Source organism: Marinobacter sp. (assembly GCF_040904845.1).
Lineage (GTDB): Bacteria > Pseudomonadota > Gammaproteobacteria > Pseudomonadales > Oleiphilaceae > Marinobacter.
The window spans coordinates 1-22,830 of the sequence record NZ_JBBDSR010000049.1 but is presented as its reverse complement, the minus strand read 5'-3'; the positions used below and the strand labels follow the sequence as shown (position 1 = coordinate 22,830).

Here is a 22,830-nt window from a genome sequence, read left to right as displayed (position 1 = left end):
TCAGTAAAACAGCTGGGTGAAGGAAAATCCGATGTTGAGGTAAGCCGTCCAGTTGTCTTCATTGTTGTAGGCGGTCGCCAGTTGAACCGGGCCAAGAAAGGTATCCACACCGGTGAACACACTCCAGGACCGCACGGCGTTGTTCCAGCTGGCGTCGTCGAACGACTCCCAGGCATTGCCGGTCTCAAACCCCACCCCGGCAAACCACGGCACAAACGGCCCCCCAAACTCCTGACTGGCAAACACCGAGGCCATGGCCGCGTTCTCCCCGGTAATCTCGCCCGGTGCGTAGGCTGACAGCCGGCGAAATCCGCCCAGCCGGACGGTATTCTCAATGCCCGGCTCGCCGCGGGTTACAGCGTGTGTGTAGAGCAGGCCCGTCAAGGTAAAGCTCCGCCAGCTACCCGTACCCAACGCCATGCCGGTGACGGAATCAAAATGCCGGTCCGACCCCATACCTTGCCGTTCCAGCCGACCGCGAATACCCGCGAAGCCACCCGACTGTGGGTGAAAAATATCGTTCAGCGAATCGTGGACCAGTTGCAGATTCAGGCCGCCCTGGTGAATCGACCCGGTGGGTGCCACGGCCACCCCAACCTGCTCATCCACTGTCGCATAACCACGATAGTAGCCAAGACGTACATCGCCATTCCCCCCCAGTTCCATGCCCAGGGCCAGGTCCATCTGGCGGGAGGTAACATCCACCTCCGCAACCCGCTCGCCCTCACCGTCAAACACGCTGAAGCCATCCCGGCTGTATTCGACACCCGCGGTCAGGAACCGGTCGTAGCCATAATCAAGGGGCTGGAACCACTCGGTCCGCACATAGGGTTCGGTGCCCAGCTGCAGCCCTGTCTGCCACTCGCCACCCAGCGCATTGAGTTCGGTCATGCGTAGGGCCGCCCCCACATTGAAGCGGGTGTCGTTGTTGAAGTTGTCCTCGTAGTTCAATCCGAACGCAAGGTAATTCGGACCCCAGGATTTTTCCTGAACCTGAATCGTCAGGGCGGTGTCGTCCCCGGAAGGCGACAACGAGTAAGACACGGTTTCGTAATACCCCAGGCCGTAGATGCGCTTGAGGTCCTCTTCCAGTACCTCAACATCCAGTACCTCTCCGGGCTGTTGCCGAATGCGCGAGCGCAGAAACTCTCCGGCCAACCGGGAATCCTGCTCGACACGGATACTGGCAATATTGCCGGGGACGTAGGCACTGGTATCCGTGCGTGCACGAAAGGACTGCCAGCGCGGCTTGTCGACACTCAGGGGGCGGAGCTCTCTGGCGTGGGAGCGGGCTGAGGTGGCCCCCAGCTCAAACAGAATGGGCGCATCGTAAAAATCAGCCGAGGTACGTCCTTCCATATCGGGCCGGATCAGCACATCGCCTTCCTGAAGCCGTTCAAGCTGGGCTTCGGTGTTCATTCGCGTCATCATCGTGGTGAGCTGACCGACCACGGAGAAGGCTTCCTGCAGATCTTCGGCTTTCAGTAGCGGGTCGGTGATGTCGACGGCGATCACCACCTCCGCCCCCATGTCTCGGGCCACGGTGACCGGCAGGTTATTCGCCACGCCGCCGTCCACCAGCAGCCGCCCATCCCGCTTAACCGGGGCGTAGACGCCGGGAATACTCATGCTGGCGCGAATGGCTTCGGACAGGTTGCCGTCGCCGATAACCACCTGATCCCCAGTCTCGAGATCTGTGGCAACGGCACGGAACGGCACTGCCAGGTTATCGAAATTCTCCACCAGCGCGGCATTTCGAGTCAGTTCGTTGAGGATAAAACCCAGGTTCTGACCCGCAATGATACCGCCTCCCAGATGCAGGCCATCCAGCCCTACGCCTAAGCCCGGAACCACCGGAAAGCGCCAGTCTTCCTGTTTGCGCCTGACCGGCTTGTAGGCACGCCCCGGATCGTCCTGAAAACTGGAGATCCAGTCCAGATCGATGAACCGTTGCTCGATTTCATCGACGGGCATGCCGGTCGCGTAGAGGGCACCAACCGCCGATCCGGCACTCGTTCCAACCACCAGGTCCACCGGAATGCGCATCTCCTCAAGCACCCGCAGCACACCCACGTGAGCCATACCCTTGGCACCCCCACCGCTCAACACCAGGCCGACCGTCGGGCGATCCCCGAAAGGCCGGTTCTCGGCGCTTGCCGCGATCGCACTCGGTGTCAGCACCGGGGCGAGCCCGACAAACAACAGCAGTATTATTCGTAACGGCAAGGGACGATTCCTGCGACCGGGTTAATGAGTGTCTCGGGGTTTATCGTCTGCCAGTGACAGATGGGACACATCGGGAACCATGGCCGGCGGCAACTCGCGCTCCACCCCCAGATCCGTGCCTGCCGGTGCCAGCGTCCATTCGTCCAGGTGTTGGAACATCGGCGCGCCCACGTCCTTATGTTCTTCCAGGGTGACTCCGACCGGATCGAGTGACAATCCCGATCCTGCCAGAATGGCATCCACTTTTTCTCCGGCGACCTGCAGGCGATCACCGCGCTCGACCGCGGGCGCTGCGCGCGGCGCTTTATCCACCGCCGCGGGCGGCGACTGCGGCGATTCCGCCGGCGGTTCCACCCCCGGCATCGGCTGCACGTAACTCACCATACCGTGCTTTGTCAGCACCGCCCGGTATTTCTCCGCCTGATCTTCTTCCAGTTTATTGCGGATAACCACCGGTTGGCCGCTGAACATGCGTTCAATCTGCTCCACGCTGGCCTTGAACAGAGACTGTGCGTTGGTGCGAGCGGTACCGGGGTCTATCCCCGGAACGCATTCACCCTTGAAGACAAGCTGAAACATGGGACTGCCTCTTTACGAATCGTGATTTATGCATGATAGTTGATCCGCTCTGGCCGTGGAAACCTGAGACTCACCAGAACTAACACCAGAGGCGTGGCACCCATGCACAAAACCATCATCGCGGTTGCTCTGCTGTTAGTCGCCATCACCCGACCTGTGCTTGCTGAAAATCTGGACGTACTGATGAACAGCGTCTTCAACAACGGACAGGCAACGTACATCGGCTACGAAAGTGTCGAGCGGGAAGACATCCCGGCGTCGGCGATGGTGGATCGCAAGTATCTGATTGTAGACTTCCGCTTTCACTCCGAGCCCGCCGATGAGCAGCTTCAGGCCAGTGTCCATAAGGTCTGTGCAACCCTGCTCAAGAATCGCGACCTGGTCCAGTCACTGTCGGATTCCGGTTACGACATGGTCTCGGTCGCATTCGACCGCCGGTCTCAATTCGACTGCCTGTAACGCCGGACTACTGGCCCCGCCCCAACAAACGGGGAAAGGCTTCCAGCGCGCTGTTAACCGCATCAAGGTTGAACGCCTCGACATCCGCCTGAAGCTTCTCGCCATAGCGGGACACCGAGGATGACCGGAACCGCCCCCCCCAGGCCTGCAGGCGTTTGGCGAAAGCCAACATCTGCTCCGGATCGCCGCTTTCCCGGACCGTCTTCCACTGATCACCAAAATCCCGCGCCAGTTGCTCCCGTAACCACCCCCTCTCCTGCATACTCAGGGTCTGCGCCAGCAGGCGCTCCGCCTCTTCCGGTTCGCCGTCGTCCTCGGCCTGTTCACCCGTGACCTCTACGCCGGGCAGGGTGACAATAAACGTTGATCCGCCCTCCGGTTCACTCTCCACCGTCAGCTCGCCGCCCATCATGCGGGCCAGTTTACGGCTGATTGCAAGCCCCAGTCCGGTGCCACCATAGCGGCGGCTGCTTTGGCCTTCCTGTTGTTCGAAGGCATCAAAAATCCGCTCAAGCTGATCCGGCTGAATGCCAATGCCGGTATCCCGCACCGTCACCACCAATCGGTAGAGTTTGCGCTGTTCACCGCCGCTGGTCGGCGAGCCATTCGCCGGCGTTGCCGTTGCCCGCACCGTCACCCCGCCTTCGTGGGTGAATTTGATGGCATTACCCACCAGGTTGAACAGCACCTGTCGCAGACGGGTCTCGTCCAGCATCATCGCCGCAGGCATTTTCGAGTCAACGCTGACCTCCAGGGTGATGCCCTGCTCGCGGGCACGGAGATCGAAAATATGGCGAACGTCACTCAGCAACCGGCGCACCGACACCGCCGTGTAATCAAGCCGCATTTTGCCGGCTTCGATACGGGACAGGTCGAGAATGTCATTAATCAGCATCAGCAGGCTGCGGCTACCGGCACGGATCGCATCCAGATAGTTTCGGTGCTGCGGGTCCTTCACGCTATTACTGAGCAGGTCACTGTAGCCAATCACTGCATTCATCGGCGTGCGAATTTCGTGGGACATGTTGGCGAGAAATTCACTCTTGGCCAGACTCGCCGCCTCGGCTTCCCGTGCCAGGCGCTCGGCCTCCAGTTTGGCGGCCCGCAACTCGTCCTCGCTGCGACGAAGCGCGTTCTCAGAGCGAATCCGCTCATCCACTTCCCGCGAGAGCTTGCGGTTCCAGTACAGGAAAATCAGCACCACCACCAACGCGATACCCACCACCCGACGCACCACGGTGTAATCGGTTTCCTGCTCGATATCCAGGTGAATCCAGCGTTTGTAGATAGACTCCGACTCCGCCGCATCGATACTGCCCAGCGCCTTGTTAAGAATGCGATGAAGTTCAGGCTGGTCCTTGCTGACCGCAAGACTCAGTTCATACTGATAGGGCGTGATGCTGGTGATCCGCAAATTCGACAGGCCCAGCCGCGCGACGGTGTAACTGACCGCGGGAATATGCGTGACCATGACATCCAGGTCGTCATTAGACAGCGCCAGCAGCCCCTCCTCTGCGGTTTTCACCGGATACAGATCCAGGTCCGGGTGGTTGATCAGCAGGAAGTCATGGGCAGCGTGGCGATTGACCACGCCCACACGCTCAGAGCGAAGCTCCCGAAGATCACCAATAAAGCGGCCGTCATCGCGAATAACCAAGGCAATGGGCACAGCCAGGTAGGAACGGGTGAACAGGAAGTCCCCACTGCGCCGAGGCGTCTTGCTGAACGCTGGGAGAATGTCGATATCGCCAGCCTCCAGGCGCTCTTCCGCGGTGACGGTATCGGACGACTGCTCTCGGACGAACCGAACGTCAAGCTGGCTTTCAAGGCGCGAGACCAGGTCCGGAACCAACCCGGTCGCTCGCTCGTCCTGCAGGAACTCAAAGGGCGGCCAGTCGCTGCGAAACGACACGCTCAAATCGGGGTGGCGATCAAGCCAGTCCTGCTCACTGGAGGTCAGACTAATGCGGCTGTCAGTGACCGGAGGTATGTCCGTCTGCAGCCATGACTGTCGTATCGTGCGGTGTTCCGTATGGCTGAACGCATTCACCGCCTGATCGAACACCCGCTGCAGGCGCTCGTTGCCGGCATCCGTTTCGAGCATCACATCCACCGCCTGCTGGTCGAGCAGAATCGCAAGGCCGATGCCGTTGATCATTGCCGACTGCAGGTAATCCGAGACCACCGGCAGCGGCCCGACGAATCCGTCGGCCCGGCCTGCCAGCACCATGCTGACTGCTTCACTGATGCTGGCCACCGGCACCGGGGTAAAACTCTCGACCGGGTCGAGCAGCGGGTACTGATTGCTATCCTCGGCAATCAGGGCAATCCGACCGCCTTCCAGGTCGGACAGTTTACGGATGCCCGCGTCGCCAGCTCCGACAAACAGACCATACGTCAGGCTCATCAGCGGCTCACTGGTTTCGCGACCAGCGGGGTCTGGCTGTGCAGGGCTGCGGGCTACCAGCCGGCCATCCAGCTCGCCCTTAGCCAGTTGCGCCTCAATGTCGCTGTTACTGCCGGCAACCGTAGTCACCACCACACCGAGCTTATCAGACAGGCGATCCAGGTAATCAATATAGATACCGGCCAAAACGCCATCGCCGGTATCGAACGCCAAAGGTATCTGGCCGGCCGACACCCCGATCCGGAACGCTTCCTGCTCCGACACCCACAGTAAATCTTCTGCCCCGAGTACCGGGGCGGGGGACGCCTGCGGCGGGTCCGCCAGCGCAGCTCCGGAAAACTGGCCGCACAACAGCAGCAACAATCCTTGCAATACGGCCTTCACTGGATATCCTCGACGGTTCCACTAGAGTTCAGGGAACGATACCTGCAATTCCCCGGAATTTCACAGACACAGCACGGATCAAAGGAGGCAACGCCCATGGACACCAGCAAGCACACCCTCAGCACCCTGTTCGAGCAACTCGGCCTTGCCTCGGACAGTGCTGCTATCGAAAACTTCATCACCCGGTACTCGCCGCTGCCCAGCTCTATTGCGATCCAGGACGCCCCATTCTGGTCCGCAAGCCAGGCTCAGTTCCTGGAAGAGGGGCTCGAAGAAGACTCGGACTGGGCCGAGATCATCGACGAACTCGACGCCCAGATGCGCCACTGAATCAGCCGTTGCCTGCATCTATTGGCCATCCTCCGCCTCCGGCCCGCCACGACGACGGGCACGGGGATGGCTCTGGTCATACACCCTGGCCAAGTGCTGAAAATCAAGATGAGTATAGATCTGAGTGGTAGCGATGTCCGCATGGCCCAACAGTTCCTGCACGGCTCTCAGGTCACCACTGGATTCCAGCAGGTGGCTGGCAAAGGAGTGGCGAAGCATGTGGGGGTGAAGCCGCTGTTCAGCGCCTTTCGCCATACCCCAGCGGCTGAGGCGCGCCTGGATACTGCGATTGCTGAGGCGCCCGCCACGCTGACTGACGAACAGCGCGGGTTCGGACTCCGGTGCCAGCCCAGGGCGAACTGCAAGCCAGGCTGACAGCGCCTGAAGCGCTTTGCGCCCCACTGGTAAAATCCGCTCTTTCCCGCCTTTACCAAGCACCCGGGCTTCCCCGTTGCGGGCATCAATCGATTCCAGATCCAACCCGGCCAGCTCAGACAGCCGCAGCCCGCAGGAATACATCAATTCAAACATGCTCAGGTCGCGGACTTCCAGCGGGTCATCGGGATTGGCGTCAAGCAGGTGATTCAGTTGGTCGACATCCGCGACCTTGGGTAGCCGGCGTCCGGACTTGGGGGCCCGGATGTCCAGTGCCGGATTGTCCCGGACCCGCTTTTCCCGCAGCAGGTACTGATAAAAACGTCGGATGGCGGAAAGGTGCCGGGCGATGCTGCGCCCGTTCAGACCCTGCTGGCTCAGCCAGGCCACGTAGCGCCGGAGATCATGGCCGGTGATGCTCGCCCAGTCCGTCATGTCCCGGCCCGACAACCAGGCGGCAAAGCGATTCAGGTCGCGCTGGTAACTGTCGCAGGTTCGGGGAGAGTGGCGTTTTTCAGAGGCAAGGTGAACGAGAAACGCCGACAGCGGAGCCGCCAGAGGCTCGGCCAGCTCCGTCACATCGACCGGTGCCGACATGTTCAACGGGACTCGGCAATCACACCCGCTACCGGCGCAGCATTGGTATGGCGCTGAACCATGGGGGGCAACAGACGGCTAAGGGTATCACTGATGTACGTCAGAAACAGGGACCCCATGCTCTGGTCAAAATAGCCCGGTTCGCAACTGCCCATCGCGAACACCCCCAGAAGACCGTCACTGCGCAATGGCACCAGTGCTACGGAGGCGATGGGTTCCTCCCGGGCCGGGAACAGGAAATCTCGCTCGGATTCGCGGAACTGACCACAGACCGCCCGCGCACCATCAAGCAGACTGCCGAGCCGTTCCTGGGCCTCATCCGGTGACACCACGTGCAAGGCTCCGTGGGACGTTACCGCCAGCTCGGTGTCGGAAAACAGCAGTACGGAGGCGGCATCCAGCCCGAAATCACCGCGGATGCTGTCATCGATGGCTGCCGCCATATCGTTGAGGTTGCGGGCTTCAATCACCTGCATCAGCAGCCGCTTGCTCTTCTCGAACAGGCGGTCGTTGTGCCGGGCGATGGAGACCAGTTCCACCAGCTCCCGACGCAGGGTGTCGCGTTGCTCGCGGAACAGGTGTACCTGACGCTCGACCAGTGAAATGGCGCGCCCGCTGTCATGGGGCAGAGTCAGGCTGCGCAGAAGCTCGTCCTGCTCCACGAAGAATTCGGGATTGGCGCGCAGGTAATCCGCAACCTGCTCGCGGGTGAGCTCGCCGGCCTTCTGTTGGGCCGTTTGTTCTGTCATTCTGCTCTCCTGGTCGTCAGGACCTTGTTTTTGGCGGTCGGCTACCTTTCCGCCGCCGCCCGGGGCCGTCTCCGGGCAGACGAATCTGGCCTTCAAACACGCTGGCGGTAGGCCCTTCCATCATAACAGGGGTCCCTTCCCCCTGCCATTCAATGGTCAGCCGACCACCACGCAACTCAATATCCACCCGGGCATCAAGCAGGCCCCTTAGGCAGCCGGCCACCACCGCCGCACAGGCACCACTGCCGCAGGCCAGGGTTTCGCCAGAACCGCGCTCGAAGACCCGCAGCCGGGCATGGCTGCGATCGATCACCTGCAGAAACCCGATGTTGGCCCGGGCAGGAAATTGCGGGTGGCCTTCCAGGGCCGGCCCCAAAGTGGCAACCGGGGCGGCATCGACATCGTCTACCACCAGCACAGCATGGGGATTACCCATGGACACTGCGCTGAGCTCAACGGTCTGGCCGTCGACCTCCACCGTGTAAACTTCCTGGCGGCGATCAGCGGCAAAGGGAATCGCAGGCGGGTTCAGCTCGGGCACGCCCATGTTCACCAGCACCCGGCCCTCGCGGCCGACCCTGAGTTCGATTACGCCTTTGGCGGTCTGAACCCGGATGACGCGCTTGTTGGTCAGGCGCTGATCGCGAACGAAACGGGCAAAACAGCGAGCCCCATTGCCGCACTGTTCCACTTCCGAACCGTCGCTGTTGAAGATCCGGTAACGAAAATCCACATCGGGCAAGCCTGGCGGCTCCACCACTAACAGCTGGTCGAAACCGACACCGACATGCCGATCCGCCAGCTCGCGGATCATCTCCGGGCCCAGGCGAAACGGCTGACTGATGGCGTCCACCATCATGAAGTCGTTACCCAGGCCGTGCATTTTGGTGAATCGCATATCTGAACTCATTCCGGCAAACAACTTTCGGGACCGAGTTGGTCATCAAGGGTTTCGCGGCGACGGACCACGTGCACCTGATCACCATCCACCATGATTTCCGGCGGGCGGTTGCGGCTGTTGTAGTTCGAGCTCATCACAAACCCATAGGCCCCGGCGGACCGCACCGCCAGCAAGTCCCCGGATTGCAGGCGCAACATGCGATCCTTACCCAGAAAATCGCCGGTCTCACAAATCGGGCCCACCAGATCCCAGGCTTTCTCCTCCACGTCCTGACGGGGCGTGACCGGGATAATGGCCTGCCAGGCGCTGTAGAGTGCCGGGCGAATCAGGTCGTTCATGGCGGCATCAATGATGGCAAAATTGCGGTGTTCCGTGCATTTGAGGAATTCCACCCGGGTCAACAGGATGCCGGCGTTGGCGGCAATCGAACGCCCTGGCTCCACCACCAGCTCCAGACTTCGATCTCCCAGCCGCTCAGCCAGCGCCTGGACGTAGTCCGACGGTTGCGGAGGCTGCTCACGGTCGTATGACACACCCAGCCCCCCACCCATATCGAGGTGGCGAATGGTGATGCCCTGCTCCGCCAGCGCGTCGATCAGCGACAGCACCCGGTCCAGCGCGTCGAGGAAGGGGGCCACCGTGGTGAGCTGGGAACCGATGTGACAATCCACACCAATCACATCCAGATTGCGCATGGCAGCCGCGCGGGCGTAGACCTCCGGTGCCTCGGTAATATCAATCCCGAACTTGTTTTCTTTCAGGCCCGTGGAAATGTAGGGGTGGGTGCCGGCGTCGACATCGGGGTTTACCCGCAGCGACACGGGCGCACGCGTGCCCAACTCACCGGCGACCGCATTGAGGCGATCCAGTTCGGTGTCGGATTCCACGTTAAAGCAGCGCACGCCTGCTTCCAGCGCCCGCTTCATTTCCCAGGGCTGCTTGCCCACCCCGGAAAACACCACCCTGGCCGGATCGCCGCCGGCGCGGATCACCCGTTCCAGCTCACCCGCCGACACAATATCAAACCCGGCACCCAGGCGCGCCAGTACGTTCAGCACCGCCAGATTGCTGTTGGCCTTGACCGCGTAACACACCAGATGGGGACGCCCCGCCAGGGCGCTGTCGTAGGCGCGGTAGTGGCGCTCAAGAGTGGCGCGGGAGTAGATGTAAGCCGGTGTCCCGAAACGCTCTGCGATGTCTGCCACCGGCACGTCTTCCGCGAACAGCTGGCCGTCACGATAATTAAAGTGGTCCATGAAATTCCTGAATCTGTTGGCAGGGCGGTGAGTCAGCGGGCAGTAGTGTCAGTACTGTCAGTACTGTCGTTGCTACGACTTTCCTGAACGGCGTCGCTAGCGGTCTCGACCTGTGCTTCCCGGTACAGTGGACCCTTCTGGCCACAACCGGCAATGGCGCTGACCAGCACCAGCCCGACACACACTGTTTTCCTCGCCCGCATGGCATCTGCCCCTGTTTTCCGATATGTACGCAGTATACCTGAGTCAACGGCCAGCGGGCGAGGCTGACTACCTCTCCACTCAGCCCGAAAGTTGACGATTGAGAGATTCTTCCAGCGCTGCGCGATAGTAGAGGTATTGCGTGGTCTGGATATCCTGCTGGTAGACCTGTGGATCGAGATCGTGGGGCAGGTGCACGTCGGTCAGATACACCGGGTAGTTTTCTCCGGGCTGGCGGATGGAACGGAGGTAGTGGGCGACCGCCGAAATCAGCTGGTCGCCATACTCCTGCACGGTGAACTCCTGGTCGCCACAGAAAATGTCGAACCGCAGGTGGCTGTCGCCCTCTTGCACCCCGACGGCCTGCACCTCTAATCCGGGCAAGGCGGCCGAGGCATCCTCATCGAACCGGCGCTCAGCCTGCCATTCACCGTCATGGCGGGCCAGTTCATAGCACCGAATGCCTGCGCTCCCGACAAAATCGTCAAGCTGACGGAGCTGGCGACGCTCCACCAGATTCTCGAGAAACCGCAACAGGGGCACCAGCAGGTAGCGCCGGCTGCTGAATGCCTGCTCCCAGCTGAACACTGCACCCAGCTCATCCACCACCCATAAGGTTGCCAGTGGTCCGGTCACCCGATAAAACACCTGCACACTGCCAGGTTCACTGGCATGGCATACCGTCCGAAGCGGCAGGTTATCCAAGAGCGCGCCCCGGTCTAAAACCACCGGCAGGTAACGTTCCTGCGGGCGCGCCAACTGGTCCATCAGCGCGGCAACATTCTCAAGCGCCACAAAACCGGGCTCGGCACCGCTGAATTGCAGCAGGAAATAGCGCCGGTCCATTTCGATCACATAGCGCAGCGGGTGAGGGCCCACCCCACCCGCGAAAAAATGCCTCATGACATCCGCGAACAATTCCTGAACCCGCCGCGCGATCGCCGCACCGTGCCCTGTATTGTGGCTGTGCACCATCACCTCCGGCAGGCTGGATGGGGTGGCAGCGACGGACGCCAGAATGTTCTTCAGACACTGAATCAGGGTGTCCCCGGCGGCGTAGTGCTGCAGGCTGACCTCGTGCCAGCTGTTGAAGGTGACCTGATCAATGGTCGACACCAGGTTGTCGCGCCCGCCACTGAACCCCAGGGAATCGTGCCGTGCGCTGAGCTTGTGCAGCCCCCGGCCGGTCAGTTGGGCCTGGGGATCTACCCCCACGTTGACGAACAGCAGATTGCGCAGGGGTCTTACCCCCCGGGACAGCGCTTCGCGGCTGGCAGGCTCGACGGGGAACCGCACTAACGCACCCAGGGCATCGAGCATTTCACGCAACTCGGCCACCGACGCGGTGGTGGGGCCGGCACGCACATTAAGCCGCGTGGACCGGCTCAGCAACCCGTTGCAATAACACCACACCATCAGTTCGGTGAGGTTGCCACCACGACGGATCACCGGCTTCCAGAACGCGTCGGACGGGTCCTCCAGGTCGCGATACAGAAGCCAGCCATTCTGTGCGGCCGCCCCGCCCTGTTCCGAGTGGTGATAAAACGCGAGATTTTCTTCCAACAATGACGGGGCCAGGCCGGGATTAACCTGTTCAATTTTTCCCGCTTTGCGCTGGAACGCGGCGTAGAGTTTACGGCCAAGCAGGTTCATGTCATTGGCACTGATGGCGGCCCGGCTGCCATGCTCCCGCGCCAAACGCGACAACAGCCGGTAGCTGTGGGTCAGCTCCGACACGATGCTGCGACGCAGCGTCATCACATCCTCCGCGCGCCAACGCTGACGGTTATCCAGATCTTTCAGCTGCGCCGGCTGCCAGCCCCAGGCGTCCACCAACTGACGCAACAGCAGCACCCGCCAACTGCCGGACCCGGGTTCAGTGCGCGACAGAGGCAGCCCGGCCTTCAGGTAAAGGCTGCGGCGAACCAGTTCGAGCCGCCCACTGGCCTCCTGCGACAACAGCCAACGCTCCAGTCGATCATACAGCAGCACATAGGGATCGAGCCGGTCGGCATGGGTTTCCCCATCATAGATCGACGCCTTGAACACGCTTGAAAGCAGTGGCTGCCCGGTGTCACGGGCGTAACACTCGATCAGCAATAACTTGAGGATGGACTTCCACGGTGCATCGATCCCCTTGTACAACTGCCACACCCCCGCCCCCAGAAATTCCGCCTGGGGAATCGCCGGCACCGGGCCAAAATCAATATACTCGTCGCCCTTGATGAACCGGCAGTCAATCAATTGCCGGGCACACTCGTCATACTGCCACTCCTTGCTGGCCGGGATCAGCCACCACAACGGGTATTGCCCGCCCAAGTGAATGCCGGTGCGATAGAACTCATCGAGCAGCAAATAGTGCTGGGCGCTGCCACAATTCTCCCCTTCCACCTCGGCCCGTTGACGCCCCGCCTGCCAATCTGCGGCGGAAAACACAAACACGTGCAGCTCCACACCCAGAGAAGCGGCCCAGACAGCCAGCCTCTCTGCCTTGCGTTCGAGACAACGCACACCCCGGTCGGACAGATCAGCCCGGTGGCACAACCAGAGATCCAGATCACTGGTCACCGAATGGCCAAGGGTGCCCGGGCTGCCCATCAGAAACAGCGCGTCGAGATCCGGCTGTCGACGCCCTTCATCCTTCAGCGAAAAGGTACGTGCCAGCCTGCGGGCGGCACCCAGGGTGGGCGCGGATGGTTGATAGTGGCTGAGGCCATAAGGGCAATCCCGGTCGAGATAGCCCGGCAAAGAGGGATGATTCAGGTGGAACACCAGCGGCAACACCTCCAGCACCGCCTGCTGCCGGTAGGTCAGCGCCGAATGCGCGCGTTGCCACCTCTGCCCGTTTACCACCAGAAAACGGTCCCGCAGCCGACGCAGTGTTTTTCGATCTATACCCTCCTCAAAATCGAGGGCAATGGGCAGGTTGTCAGTGGTCAAGGTCGCTCCGCGAGAGAGGTTCTTTCCGGTGTTATTATCAGTATGATGGACGCATCGTGGCAAAACCGGCAAAAAAATAAAAGCGGGACTGTGCTCCATGCTGCCGATGAACACAGGCTGAGGCTTACCCGTCGTGAAAGAATTCTTTATCCGTCGCTACCGCTCCGACCACTCTGAATCCACCGGTCGCCGTACGCTGATCCGCATTGATGATGAAGGCACGGTATTGTCTGCCGACCACCACGCCGAAGCAGTGCTGGGCTACGATGGTAGCGAACTGGAGGGTCAGCCGGTGCACAGAATCCTGGCCGCCCGTCAGGACGACCCTTTCGCCCCGGCCAATCGCCACCGGATCGAGAATGGCGAGCCGGTGATGATCACATTCAGGCACAAAGACGGGTTCTTTTTCACCGCCAGTCTCAGCCTGCGCATGAACATGCGGGATTCCGACCAGGCCGCCAGTGCCTATATCGGGCTGTGGGACAGCTCCCCGGTTGATCACCAACTGATCCGGCTAGCGGAATCCTCAGCCCGGCTTGGCATCTGGCGGCTGGACCTCCACAGCAATGAGCTGACCTGGACCGATGGCCTGTACGCCCTGCTGGAGCTGCGGCCCGGCGCTGACATCACACCGGAACAGGCGCTGTTCTATTGCCAGAGCGGCCAGAACCGGGTTCGCGCGCTGTTCAGGCGCTGCATTCACACCGGCCAGCCGTTCTCGGCGGTCCTTGACGTTCAGACCGCCAACCAGAAGCCACGGCGGATGCGGCTATACGGCAAAGCCCTGCGGGAAGGTGGGCGTATCCGCAAACTGGGCGGCACTCTGGTGGATCATACTGGCGACATGGTACGGGAAGAAGCCTGCTGGCAAGCTCAAAACCTGCTGACCGCGACCACCAACGCCACCACCGACCTGATGGCCTCTGTCGACCGGCAGCTGAATCTGACCCACTTCAACCAGGCCTTCGCCCGACAGTTTGCCCACACCTTTGGCCAACTGCCTCACACCGACACCAACCTGATTGAGCTGCTGCAGGAGTACCCCAACGAACGCCGGTTGATTGAACGGCTTTGGAATCGTGCGTTCGAGCGTGACAGTTTTGTGGTCGAAATGCCCCTGGCCCAGCAGAACCGGGAACTGCCGGTGTACGAATTTCACTATCAGCGCCTGACCAACCAGCAGGGGGAAGTCACCGGCGCAGTTCACATAGGCAAGGACATCAGCGCACGGGTCCATACCGCCTCCAGCAGTGACTACCGCATACGCCACGACCCGGTCACCGGGCTGATGAACCGCAAGGCCTTTATTCATCGCCTGAAACGCCTTACCGAACAGCCCAGGCGCAAAGACGCCACCGACAGCCTGCTGTACCTCGATCTTGACGAGTTTGACCGCATCAACGAGCACGCCGGCGGTGGCACCTGTGACCGCTACCTGCGCGAACTGGCCAGCAATCTCGGCGTCAGGGTACGCCAGCGGGATGCCCTGGCCCGGCTCTCAGGGGACACCTTCGCACTGTTGATCGAGAACTGCCCCGAAACCCAGGCGCGCCGAATTGCCGACAGCATCCTCACGCTGATCAGCGGGTTCGTGTTTGACTGGCAAGACCATCAGTTGCAGACAACCGCCAGCGGTGGCCTGTTGATACTGGCCGATGACCGCCCGGAAGACCCAGAGCAGTTGTTGAGCCAGGCGGCGGACCTGTGCCACACCGCCAAAACCTCTGGGCGCAACCGGATACACGCCGCGAACGCACTGTCACAAGGCATTGAGGACGGAAAAGCGGGGCAATTGGTGGAGCAGATCCGCGACGCGCTGGACAACGACCGGCTGATACTTGAGTTCCAGGCCCTGCGCCCGGTCGCCAGCGTTACCTGGGGAGACCACATCGAAATCCTGTCGCGGATTCCCGGCGAGCACCCGGAGGCACCCTCGCTGCAGCCCGGCGAGTTCCTTCCGATTGCCGAACGGTTCGATCTTGCCAAGCACCTGGACCGCCAGGTAATTCGCCAGACCTTACGCTGGCTGGGCGAACAGCCGCTGCTGGAACCGCGGCTGAAATACTGCGGCTTCAACCTCTCTCTGGCCAGCGTACTGGACGACACCTTCGCTGACTTCATGGCATCGATACTGGCCGATTCACCCTACGCCGCTGACTGCTTCTGCCTGGAGATTCGCGAATCCCACGCGACCCAATACCCGGATGACGTCGCGGTACTGTGCGACGCATTGCATCGGGTCGGCTGCCGGGTGGCGCTGGATGGCGCGGGGGCTTCGGTGGAAAGTTACAGCCTGGCGGCAAAGCTGCCGGTGGATATCATCAAACTGGATCGCAAGATGATGCAGAACCTGCACGACGATCCGGTGCAACAGGTGATGGTCGAAGCGCTGCACAAAATTGCCGAGGCGTCTGGCAAGGTGACGGTGGCGACCTTTATCGAAAGCGACGATACCCTGCGCAAGGTGCGGGCCCTTGGCATCCACTATGGTCAGGGTTTCCGGTTATACCGGCCACGCCCCTTGCAGGAACTGCAACCGGCCGCCGTGGACCTGAGCACCGGGCGAATCGGCGGCTAAGCTAAGCCACCGGCTCACCCGGCTGTCGGATCAACGCCGCTGGCGAGCCCGCGCCACCGCGGCGCGCACCTGATTCGGCGCGGTGCCACCGAGATGGTCCCGCGCCTGCACCGACCCCTCCAGAGTCAGCACATCGAAAACATCGTCGCCGATGACGTCGGAGAACCGGGCCAATTCCTCCAGCGTCATGTCTGACAGGTCGCGGCTTTCAGCGACACCAAAGGCCACCGCTTTGCCGACAATTTCATGGGCATCGCGGAAGGCCACGCCTTTTTTGACCAGGTAATCCGCCAGATCGGTGGCGGTGGAGAAGCCGCGCTTGGCCGCCACCCGCATGTTGTCCGCCTTGGCTTCGATTGCCGGAATCATATCGGCGTAGGCCTTGAGGCAGCCCTTGATGGTGTCGACGGTGTCGAACAGCGGCTCCTTGTCTTCCTGGTTGTCCTTGTTGTAAGCCAGGGGCTGGCTTTTCATCAGGGTCAGCAGGCTGATCAGATGGCCGTTCACACGGCCGGTCTTGCCGCGCACCAGTTCCGGCACGTCCGGATTTTTCTTCTGCGGCATGATGGACGAGCCGGTGCAGAACCGGTCCGGCAGATCAATGAAATCAAACTGGGCGGAAGTCCACAGCACCAGCTCCTCACTGAAGCGGGACAGGTGAGTCATCAGCAGCGCCGCGAAGCTGCAGAACTCAATGGCGAAATCCCGGTCGCTGACCGAATCCAGCGAATTCTCGGTGGGGCGATCAAAACCCAGCAACCGCGCGGTCATGGCGCGGTCAATCGGGTAGGTGGTGCCCGCCAGCGCAGCGGCACCCAGCGGCATCACGTTGACCCGCTTGCGGCAATCCTGCAGGCGTTCGCCATCGCGCACCAGCATTTCGTACCAGGCCAACAGATGGTGGCCGAACGTTACTGGTTGGGCGGTCTGCAAGTGGGTGAAACCGGGCATGATGGTGTCGGCTTCGCGTTCAGCCAGATCCAGCAGACCGGTTTTCAGCCGCGTGAGCTCCTCGGCAATCACGTCAATCTCGTCCCGCAGGTACAGGCGAATGTCGGTGGCCACCTGGTCGTTGCGGCTGCGGCCGGTGTGCAGCTTCTTGCCGGTGATGCCGATGCGATCGGTGAGCCGCGCCTCGATGTTCATGTGCACGTCTTCCAGGCTCACCGACCATTGGAAGGTGCCCGCCTCTATGTCGGCCTTGACCGCTTTCAGGCCTTCGAGGATGCTGTCCCGCTCTTGCGCTGTCAGCACGCCCACTTCCGCCAACATGGTGGCGTGGGCGATGGAGCCGGTGATGTCGTGGTGGTAAAGGCGCTGATCAAAACCAACAGACGCGGTGAAGCGTTCAACAAAGGCATCGGTCGGCTCACTGAAGCGACCGCCCCAGGGCTTTTCGGAGGGTTTTTCGGGAGTTGTGCTCTGGTCAGGCTTGTTCTGATCCGTCATGATTTTAGTCCTCCGGTTACATGTAACATAATGCTAACCTATTGAATAAATTAAATATTACGTCAGTTACACTTTTCCCGGTTTTCACTCGATTTTACTCCAAATTCTGTGACGTTTTGCCGCCCCGAATACCTGTCAGATGCCGGTTTCTGGGCTCCAATATAACATTCTCGGAGCTAACATTGGAAAGCGGACCTTTTTGCAGCGTCGAGATTGGCTATTAGGGGGGCCTGGATAGTACTCCAAACAGCAAATTGCTCGATGAAATTTGGTCTTACAAGACCATTAAGTCTACCCGAAATCATGGGGCGAAAATGCACCAGGCCACAGTCTTAAACTGCCGCATTGCAAATTCGGTAAGAATTATGGGTCTGATGTTCAATCGGAAACCGGGAGGGATTTAATTCTTATCGCGCTGCTTTTTAAGCCAGAGAATGATTGCGGCGGGCAGATGAGCTACGCCAAAAGAGGTCAGGAAAACCCATGACGCAGCGAGCCCACGGGTGTCTGTGTAAACCTGGCTCATCGCCCAGCCAAAGCCTGCCCCAACCAACAGAAGCATGATGCGTCCGGCCCAAAGCTGGACGGTACCCGGAATATGGAAAGCCAGGCGGTAATGAACCCACCCAGTGACTCCGAGGGCCAGAATTACAGCTACTATCATTTTGCTTGGGCCTCCTACAACAACTTGTATGGATAGTGCCTGCCGTGTTTGGGTAAATTGAGGCCCACGCCCAGTGGCCGCTGGGGGCCTTCATGCAGCAGCTCGATTGAGCGACGGCTCTCTTTCGAGAGACCGATGACAAGTGCGTAGTGCTTCATGACTCTTAAACGATAACTCGAACAGTCATCGGGGCCTAGAGCCCGTGTACCAAGGCAAAGTCAGCTTATTATGAACAACACGGAAATCCAAACCCCAGTCAATGTCGGTGTTGATGTCGGTAAAGCAAACCTGGACATTGGATAGCGTACCTTTTTACCGCGACGAGATGAGCCAGTGAAGGGAGTCTGAACCGAGGTAGGTTCACTCATGGTCTAGGAGTAGCGAGGGCACCAGCATAAGTTCAGGCTTTTAAACAAAAGCGGACATTCGCGGCCTTCAGTTTCAGTTGATTTTGCCTCCCATTGGGCACCTCATTGATCCTGCAATAACTGTTCGTTTATCCAGTCATAATGAATGCTACCCGGATTTTCGCAAATTCCTGAGGTTTTATATGCAGAGGTTGCACATTTTTTCCGAAGGGTGTTCTGTCGCCCTATGTGTTTAAGCGATAAAAACGTGAGGGTTTGGTTTTAACTTGCACGAGCCCGCAGCTTTAGTCCGTTGAACTTTTTTGCTGGGAATGGCGCCGGAGAACCCGCGCTGGTGGTCTGCTATCTCTATGGATTGATTTGGTAATTGGTGCTGTGATCTCGGTTTGAACGGGAGGTCGTAATTGCGGTTTAATGCGATTTCAAACAACTAAGCTGTTAGGCACCTATGGCGACTCGTCGAGAGATCAATTCACAGCATGAAAAAGCGGTCATGGATGCTGCATTGCACGCCCATAACCAGAGAATGGGCACTGCATTTTCAATTGAAACCCAACCAGATCCTCCAGATGCAATTCTGGTTGATAGTGGTAACCGAACTTGGATGGAGCACACGGACGCTTTTTACCCTGGGTGGGCAGAAGACATAACGTCCTATGCTGCTTCCGATAAATCCCATAAGCCGATGGCAAGGGGGCTTCACTCTGATATGGACGAGCAACTCGCAGAAGCTTTTATTAGAGTCGTCGTCAAAAAATTTGGTAATGAAGCTTACAGGCCAACGATAGAAAAATATGGTCCAGGTATCCTCATTGTAGGCCTTGAGTCCCCGTGGCTTGATGCAGAAACCCTGCGGGTAATAAATCAGAAATGGGCTGACTTAGGGCAGCCGGATCTATCAAGTGTTTTTAGTTGTGTTTATTTTGGGTACCGGGCAGGTGGTCAAAACCGAGCAGAACTTTGGATCGGTACCTAACCAACGTTTCAACGGGACCGGTTTTCCGGCGCAGATGTGCCTCCAAACCGTTTCGTTAAGCCAGCGTTATGTGTAAGCCCAATATCAACTATCGATTGACAGCGGCGCGTAAAAAAGGGGCTGAGAAAGTCATGGACCGGGTCGCCAATAGCTGCTCCAACAACTGAACCACGAGCTTATAAAGCTGAGAATTTAGATGAAAAAAATCTGGCAAGCGACTAAATGAGCATCGCAGGAATACTCTCCAACCGTGGCGATATTTATCAGACACTTGTTGCCTTCGACTGGGCACTAACTGTCCTGTCCGATCCCGAATTTCAATGGCTTGAAATAGATTCGACAACCTATCTGGTAGATGATGTTGTTATTGGTAAATCTGACGGTTTCCTGATTTGTTGCCAATGCAAAAAAAACCAACCCAATTTCAGGGCATGGTCGGTAGCGGATCTTTCGGATGAGCTGGACAAGGCGGCTCAAGAACTGGCTAGAAATAAACAAGTCCAAGTCCGCTTCTATTCGCGTAGCGAATTTGGCTCACTCGCTAAACTACGTGAATACAGTACCCTCCATGGTAATGAGGCTGATTATATTGCCGAATTGACCCAAGAGCATAAAAAAACAAATAGTGACTTGGCCGCTCGCATTACCGATCAGGTACCCGGTCTTTCGACGTATGAATTCCTACACCGTACCTCCTTCGAGATCAGCCCAGACTTTGATCGCATGGAGATCTTTCTACGAGAACGTTTGCGCCGAATAGCAAGTAACTCAGATGCCGCCTTCAACGCTCTCTGTATTCGCCTCGATAAACTTGGTGGTCGCGTGAAGGACGGCAACCTGTACGCCTCAACCCAATATCGACTGACCAAAGACGACATCAAAGACATTCTTCATTGCTCGGGCGCTATGCTCGTTCCGAACATGGACATTTCAGAGGTGAGAAAATCGTTTGCCAGCACTTCGGTCATTGGCAGGCATTGGCATCGGGACATTTCCGGGCAGCGCATGCCTAGCCCAGTTGTGGGCGAACTCCTAGCAGCTATCGATGCCAAGAAACGTGCTGTGTTGCTTACGGGACTACCTGGTTCTGGCAAAACCTGTGTGATGCTGAGCCTGCAAGAAGAACTAGAACAGCGTATGCAAGCCCGATCTGACCTAGTACCACTCTTTATCCAGTCACGTGAATTCGCCGACCTAGCAACGGCGCTGGATCGCCAGGCACAGGGCCTGCCAGAGCAGTGGGTAGAACAGGCTTCCCGTTTAGCTGAAGGCGCACATGTTGTCGTAGTTATCGACTCACTCGATGTCTTGTCCATCGCTCGCGAACACAGCATATTGACGTACTTTCTGGCACAAATTGACCAGTTGCTGCTGATTCCCAATGTTACCGTTATCACAGCTTGCCGCGACTTCGACCGTAAATACGATCGACGCATTGCGGCTCGGCAATGGGACTGCGAATTGCAGTGCCTGCCGTTGGACTGGGAAACCGAAATTGTACCGATTCTTAACAAGCTTGAAATCGATTCGACGACTATTGATGCCGCCACCCGTGAACTGATCCGTAATCCTCGCGAACTTGCCCTGTTTGTCGAACTGGCTCAGCGTGAAGGCAGCTTTAACGTAGTGACCAGCCAAGCACTGGGGCAACGCTACCTCGACACCATCGTGAAGGCCGATCCCACGCTGGGGGACACAGCCATGCAAGCAATTGAAGGCATTGCCGATGCAATGCTGAAGTCTCGAAGCCTGTCTATTTCAAATCAACGCTTCAATGCTTCACAGGACATCTTGCGACGACTACACAGTCTCAATGTCCTGCTCGATACCCATGATGGTAAATTGACGTTTGGTCATCAAACTCTATTAGATGTGCTGGTGATTAGTGGCGCCTTGCGCCGGGGCGTCTCGCTCAATGAATTCATCCAAGACTTGCCGCCCGTGCCCTTCGTACGGCCGAGCATACGTAGCTTTGTTGCACAGTTGGCTATGGGAGAGCGCCGCGAATTTAGGAAGCAACTTCGGACAGTATTGACAGGAAGCTCCGCCTTCCATATCCGTCGCCTTATTGCCGAATCATTTTCCCGACAGATACCTCAAGATGATGATTGGCCGCTTATACGAGATTTACATGCCAACCATCGTGAGGTATTTCAGGTGATTTACAACCAAGCAGTGTTGGTTGAGTGGCATCACTTTTGGCTTTCTCATCTGGTGCCCGCATTGAAGGAAATGCATGATGCCGGGGGGCTGACAACCCATGTTCACCGCATCGCGCAGTGGGTAAATGAAGATACTGCTGGCGTATTGGCATTCTGGATGGACGCAATTGCTTTAGATTGGCTGGACGGAAATAGAATTTCAGAGCAATTAGTTTTTTCTCTATCCGATTTTCGGACAGAAAACTTACCACTCGTCGCCCCCTTACTAGAACGACTACTCAGTGTGCCGAAACCAGACCATAGTTTGTTAGGGCGTACTGTTGCACGTAGTGTCACCGCTGGCGCTGTTGATGACAAAACTCTATGGAGCTATATCACTGGCGAGATCAACGATGATGAAGTAATGAAATTTCATTTTGACAACAAGCTGCATTGCCAACCCCATGAGTTTGGCGACAAGGGTGAAAATTTCCTGAAACAGCGGATGGTGGAATCCACTGCTTTACTCGATTTAGCAGTGGGAACAATCGAACAATGGGGCCAAATCCGATCAACCCGTTATGGTGGTACCGGAATAGGCTATCGCAGTGGGTTCCTGCATGACAGCTCTTATAGCGATACTCACACGCAAAACGATCATAAGCACACTGATAGTAAACGGATTTTATTAGATGCTGTCGAAGCGGCCGTTCTCGATCATGCCCAAAATCACTCTGACTGGTGGCAAAATAACCGCGAGCGCTTGTGCTTTAACCACGAAGGGGCGTTTAGTTACTTCGCCATCCTCGCTTTCATTAGCAACCCGGAGGCAAACATAGACTTGATCGGTCGCCAATTATGCGACAGCAATTTACTCGAATTTGAACTCTCCTATGAATTAGGCACATTGATTCAGGCAGCGTTTGTTTACCTAGATAGCCATACACAAGATTCAGTCATGGCAACAATACAGACCCTGTGGGAGGATGAATCGGTAACAGATGGGGAAACAATTTTTTGGGTTCTGAAGAAACGAGCTGAGTATATATCCACGATCCCCTGCCATCTGCGTTCATCAGAAACCCAAACGGTACTAGATGCATGCGAAAGGATATTTGGGACAGTATATCGACAGCCATACATCGGCATGAGAGGCGGTACTGTCGCTGCCCCATTTTCATATGAGGTGTTCCTCAACGAGGCTGTAGAAAAACCCGATTTCGAGTCGTTCCTAGCGCCTGCTTCCTAAA

General features: G+C 58.3%; 16 protein-coding genes. 5 read left to right on the top strand and 11 right to left on the bottom strand.

Annotated elements, in window-relative coordinates; genetic code table 11:
• Nucleotides 1-2,181, bottom strand: coding sequence for a patatin-like phospholipase family protein (locus WD429_RS05585; RefSeq protein WP_368421201.1), 2,181 nt, complete (start codon nt 2,179-2,181; stop codon nt 1-3).
• 66 nt (nt 2,182-2,247) lie between these two features.
• Nucleotides 2,248-2,805 (bottom strand): hypothetical protein, encoded by a 558-nt coding sequence (locus WD429_RS05580; RefSeq protein ID WP_368421187.1) that lies wholly within the window; start codon nt 2,803-2,805, stop codon nt 2,248-2,250.
• A gap of 102 nt (nt 2,806-2,907) precedes the next feature.
• On the opposite strand from WD429_RS05580, the gene WD429_RS05575 reads away from it, so the two are divergent.
• Nucleotides 2,908-3,264 (top strand): hypothetical protein, encoded by a 357-nt coding sequence (locus WD429_RS05575; protein WP_368421186.1) that lies wholly within the window; start codon nt 2,908-2,910, stop codon nt 3,262-3,264.
• A gap of 7 nt (nt 3,265-3,271) precedes the next feature.
• Here the strand turns inward: WD429_RS05575 and WD429_RS05570 are convergent, their stop codons facing one another.
• Nucleotides 3,272-6,055, bottom strand: coding sequence for a transporter substrate-binding domain-containing protein (locus WD429_RS05570; RefSeq protein ID WP_368421185.1), 2,784 nt, complete (start codon nt 6,053-6,055; stop codon nt 3,272-3,274).
• Nucleotides 6,056-6,151: 96 nt separating this feature from the next.
• Between WD429_RS05570 and WD429_RS05565 the strand changes: the two genes are divergently transcribed.
• Nucleotides 6,152-6,385, top strand: coding sequence for a DUF2789 domain-containing protein (locus WD429_RS05565; RefSeq protein WP_368421184.1), 234 nt, complete (start codon nt 6,152-6,154; stop codon nt 6,383-6,385).
• An 18-nt stretch (nt 6,386-6,403) separates the two neighbouring features.
• On the opposite strand, the gene xerC is transcribed toward WD429_RS05565, so the two are convergent.
• The 6 genes from xerC to WD429_RS05535 all read right to left on the bottom strand — a co-directional run bounded on the left by xerC (nt 6,404) and on the right by WD429_RS05535 (nt 13,404).
• Nucleotides 6,404-7,357 carry a tyrosine recombinase XerC gene (xerC, locus tag WD429_RS05560; RefSeq protein WP_368421183.1) on the bottom strand — a complete coding sequence of 318 codons (954 nt, stop codon included), beginning with the start codon at nt 7,355-7,357 and terminating at the stop codon, nt 6,404-6,406.
• Nucleotides 7,358-7,359: 2 nt separating this feature from the next.
• Entirely contained in the window at nt 7,360-8,106 is a 747-nt protein-coding gene (locus tag WD429_RS05555) for a DUF484 family protein (RefSeq protein ID WP_368421182.1), read from the bottom strand.
• Nucleotides 8,107-8,122: 16 nt separating this feature from the next.
• Complete coding sequence (gene dapF / locus WD429_RS05550; protein ID WP_368421181.1) at nt 8,123-9,004, bottom strand: diaminopimelate epimerase; 882 nt, start codon at nt 9,002-9,004, stop codon at nt 8,123-8,125.
• Nucleotides 9,005-9,012: 8 nt separating this feature from the next.
• A complete protein-coding gene (lysA, locus tag WD429_RS05545) occupies nt 9,013-10,263 on the bottom strand; it encodes a diaminopimelate decarboxylase (protein WP_368421180.1) in 1,251 nt (416 codons plus the stop codon).
• A 32-nt stretch (nt 10,264-10,295) separates the two neighbouring features.
• On the bottom strand, nt 10,296-10,466 hold the full coding sequence (locus WD429_RS05540) for a lipoprotein (protein ID WP_368421179.1): 171 nt from the start codon (nt 10,464-10,466) through the stop codon (nt 10,296-10,298).
• A 79-nt stretch (nt 10,467-10,545) separates the two neighbouring features.
• Complete coding sequence (locus tag WD429_RS05535) at nt 10,546-13,404, bottom strand: class I adenylate cyclase (protein WP_368421178.1); 2,859 nt, start codon at nt 13,402-13,404, stop codon at nt 10,546-10,548.
• A 133-nt stretch (nt 13,405-13,537) separates the two neighbouring features.
• On the opposite strand from WD429_RS05535, the gene WD429_RS05530 reads away from it, so the two are divergent.
• Nucleotides 13,538-15,982: an EAL domain-containing protein gene (locus WD429_RS05530; protein WP_368421177.1), complete on the top strand. Its 2,445-nt coding sequence runs from the start codon at nt 13,538-13,540 to the stop codon at nt 15,980-15,982.
• A 30-nt stretch (nt 15,983-16,012) separates the two neighbouring features.
• On the opposite strand, the gene argH is transcribed toward WD429_RS05530, so the two are convergent.
• Together argH and WD429_RS05520 are read right to left on the bottom strand one after the other, a co-directional pair.
• Entirely contained in the window at nt 16,013-17,431 is a 1,419-nt protein-coding gene (gene argH / locus WD429_RS05525) for an argininosuccinate lyase (protein WP_368421176.1), read from the bottom strand.
• A 400-nt stretch (nt 17,432-17,831) separates the two neighbouring features.
• The gene (locus WD429_RS05520; protein WP_368421175.1) at nt 17,832-18,095 is read right to left on the bottom strand and encodes a hypothetical protein; all 264 of its coding nucleotides are present in this window, start codon (nt 18,093-18,095) and stop codon (nt 17,832-17,834) included.
• An 816-nt stretch (nt 18,096-18,911) separates the two neighbouring features.
• On the opposite strand from WD429_RS05520, the gene WD429_RS05515 reads away from it, so the two are divergent.
• Nucleotides 18,912-19,439: a hypothetical protein gene (locus WD429_RS05515; RefSeq protein ID WP_368421174.1), complete on the top strand. Its 528-nt coding sequence runs from the start codon at nt 18,912-18,914 to the stop codon at nt 19,437-19,439.
• Nucleotides 19,440-19,661: 222 nt separating this feature from the next.
• Nucleotides 19,662-22,829 (top strand): AAA family ATPase, encoded by a 3,168-nt coding sequence (locus WD429_RS05510; RefSeq protein WP_368421173.1) that lies wholly within the window; start codon nt 19,662-19,664, stop codon nt 22,827-22,829.
• The last annotated feature ends 1 nt before the right edge of the window (nt 22,830 follow it).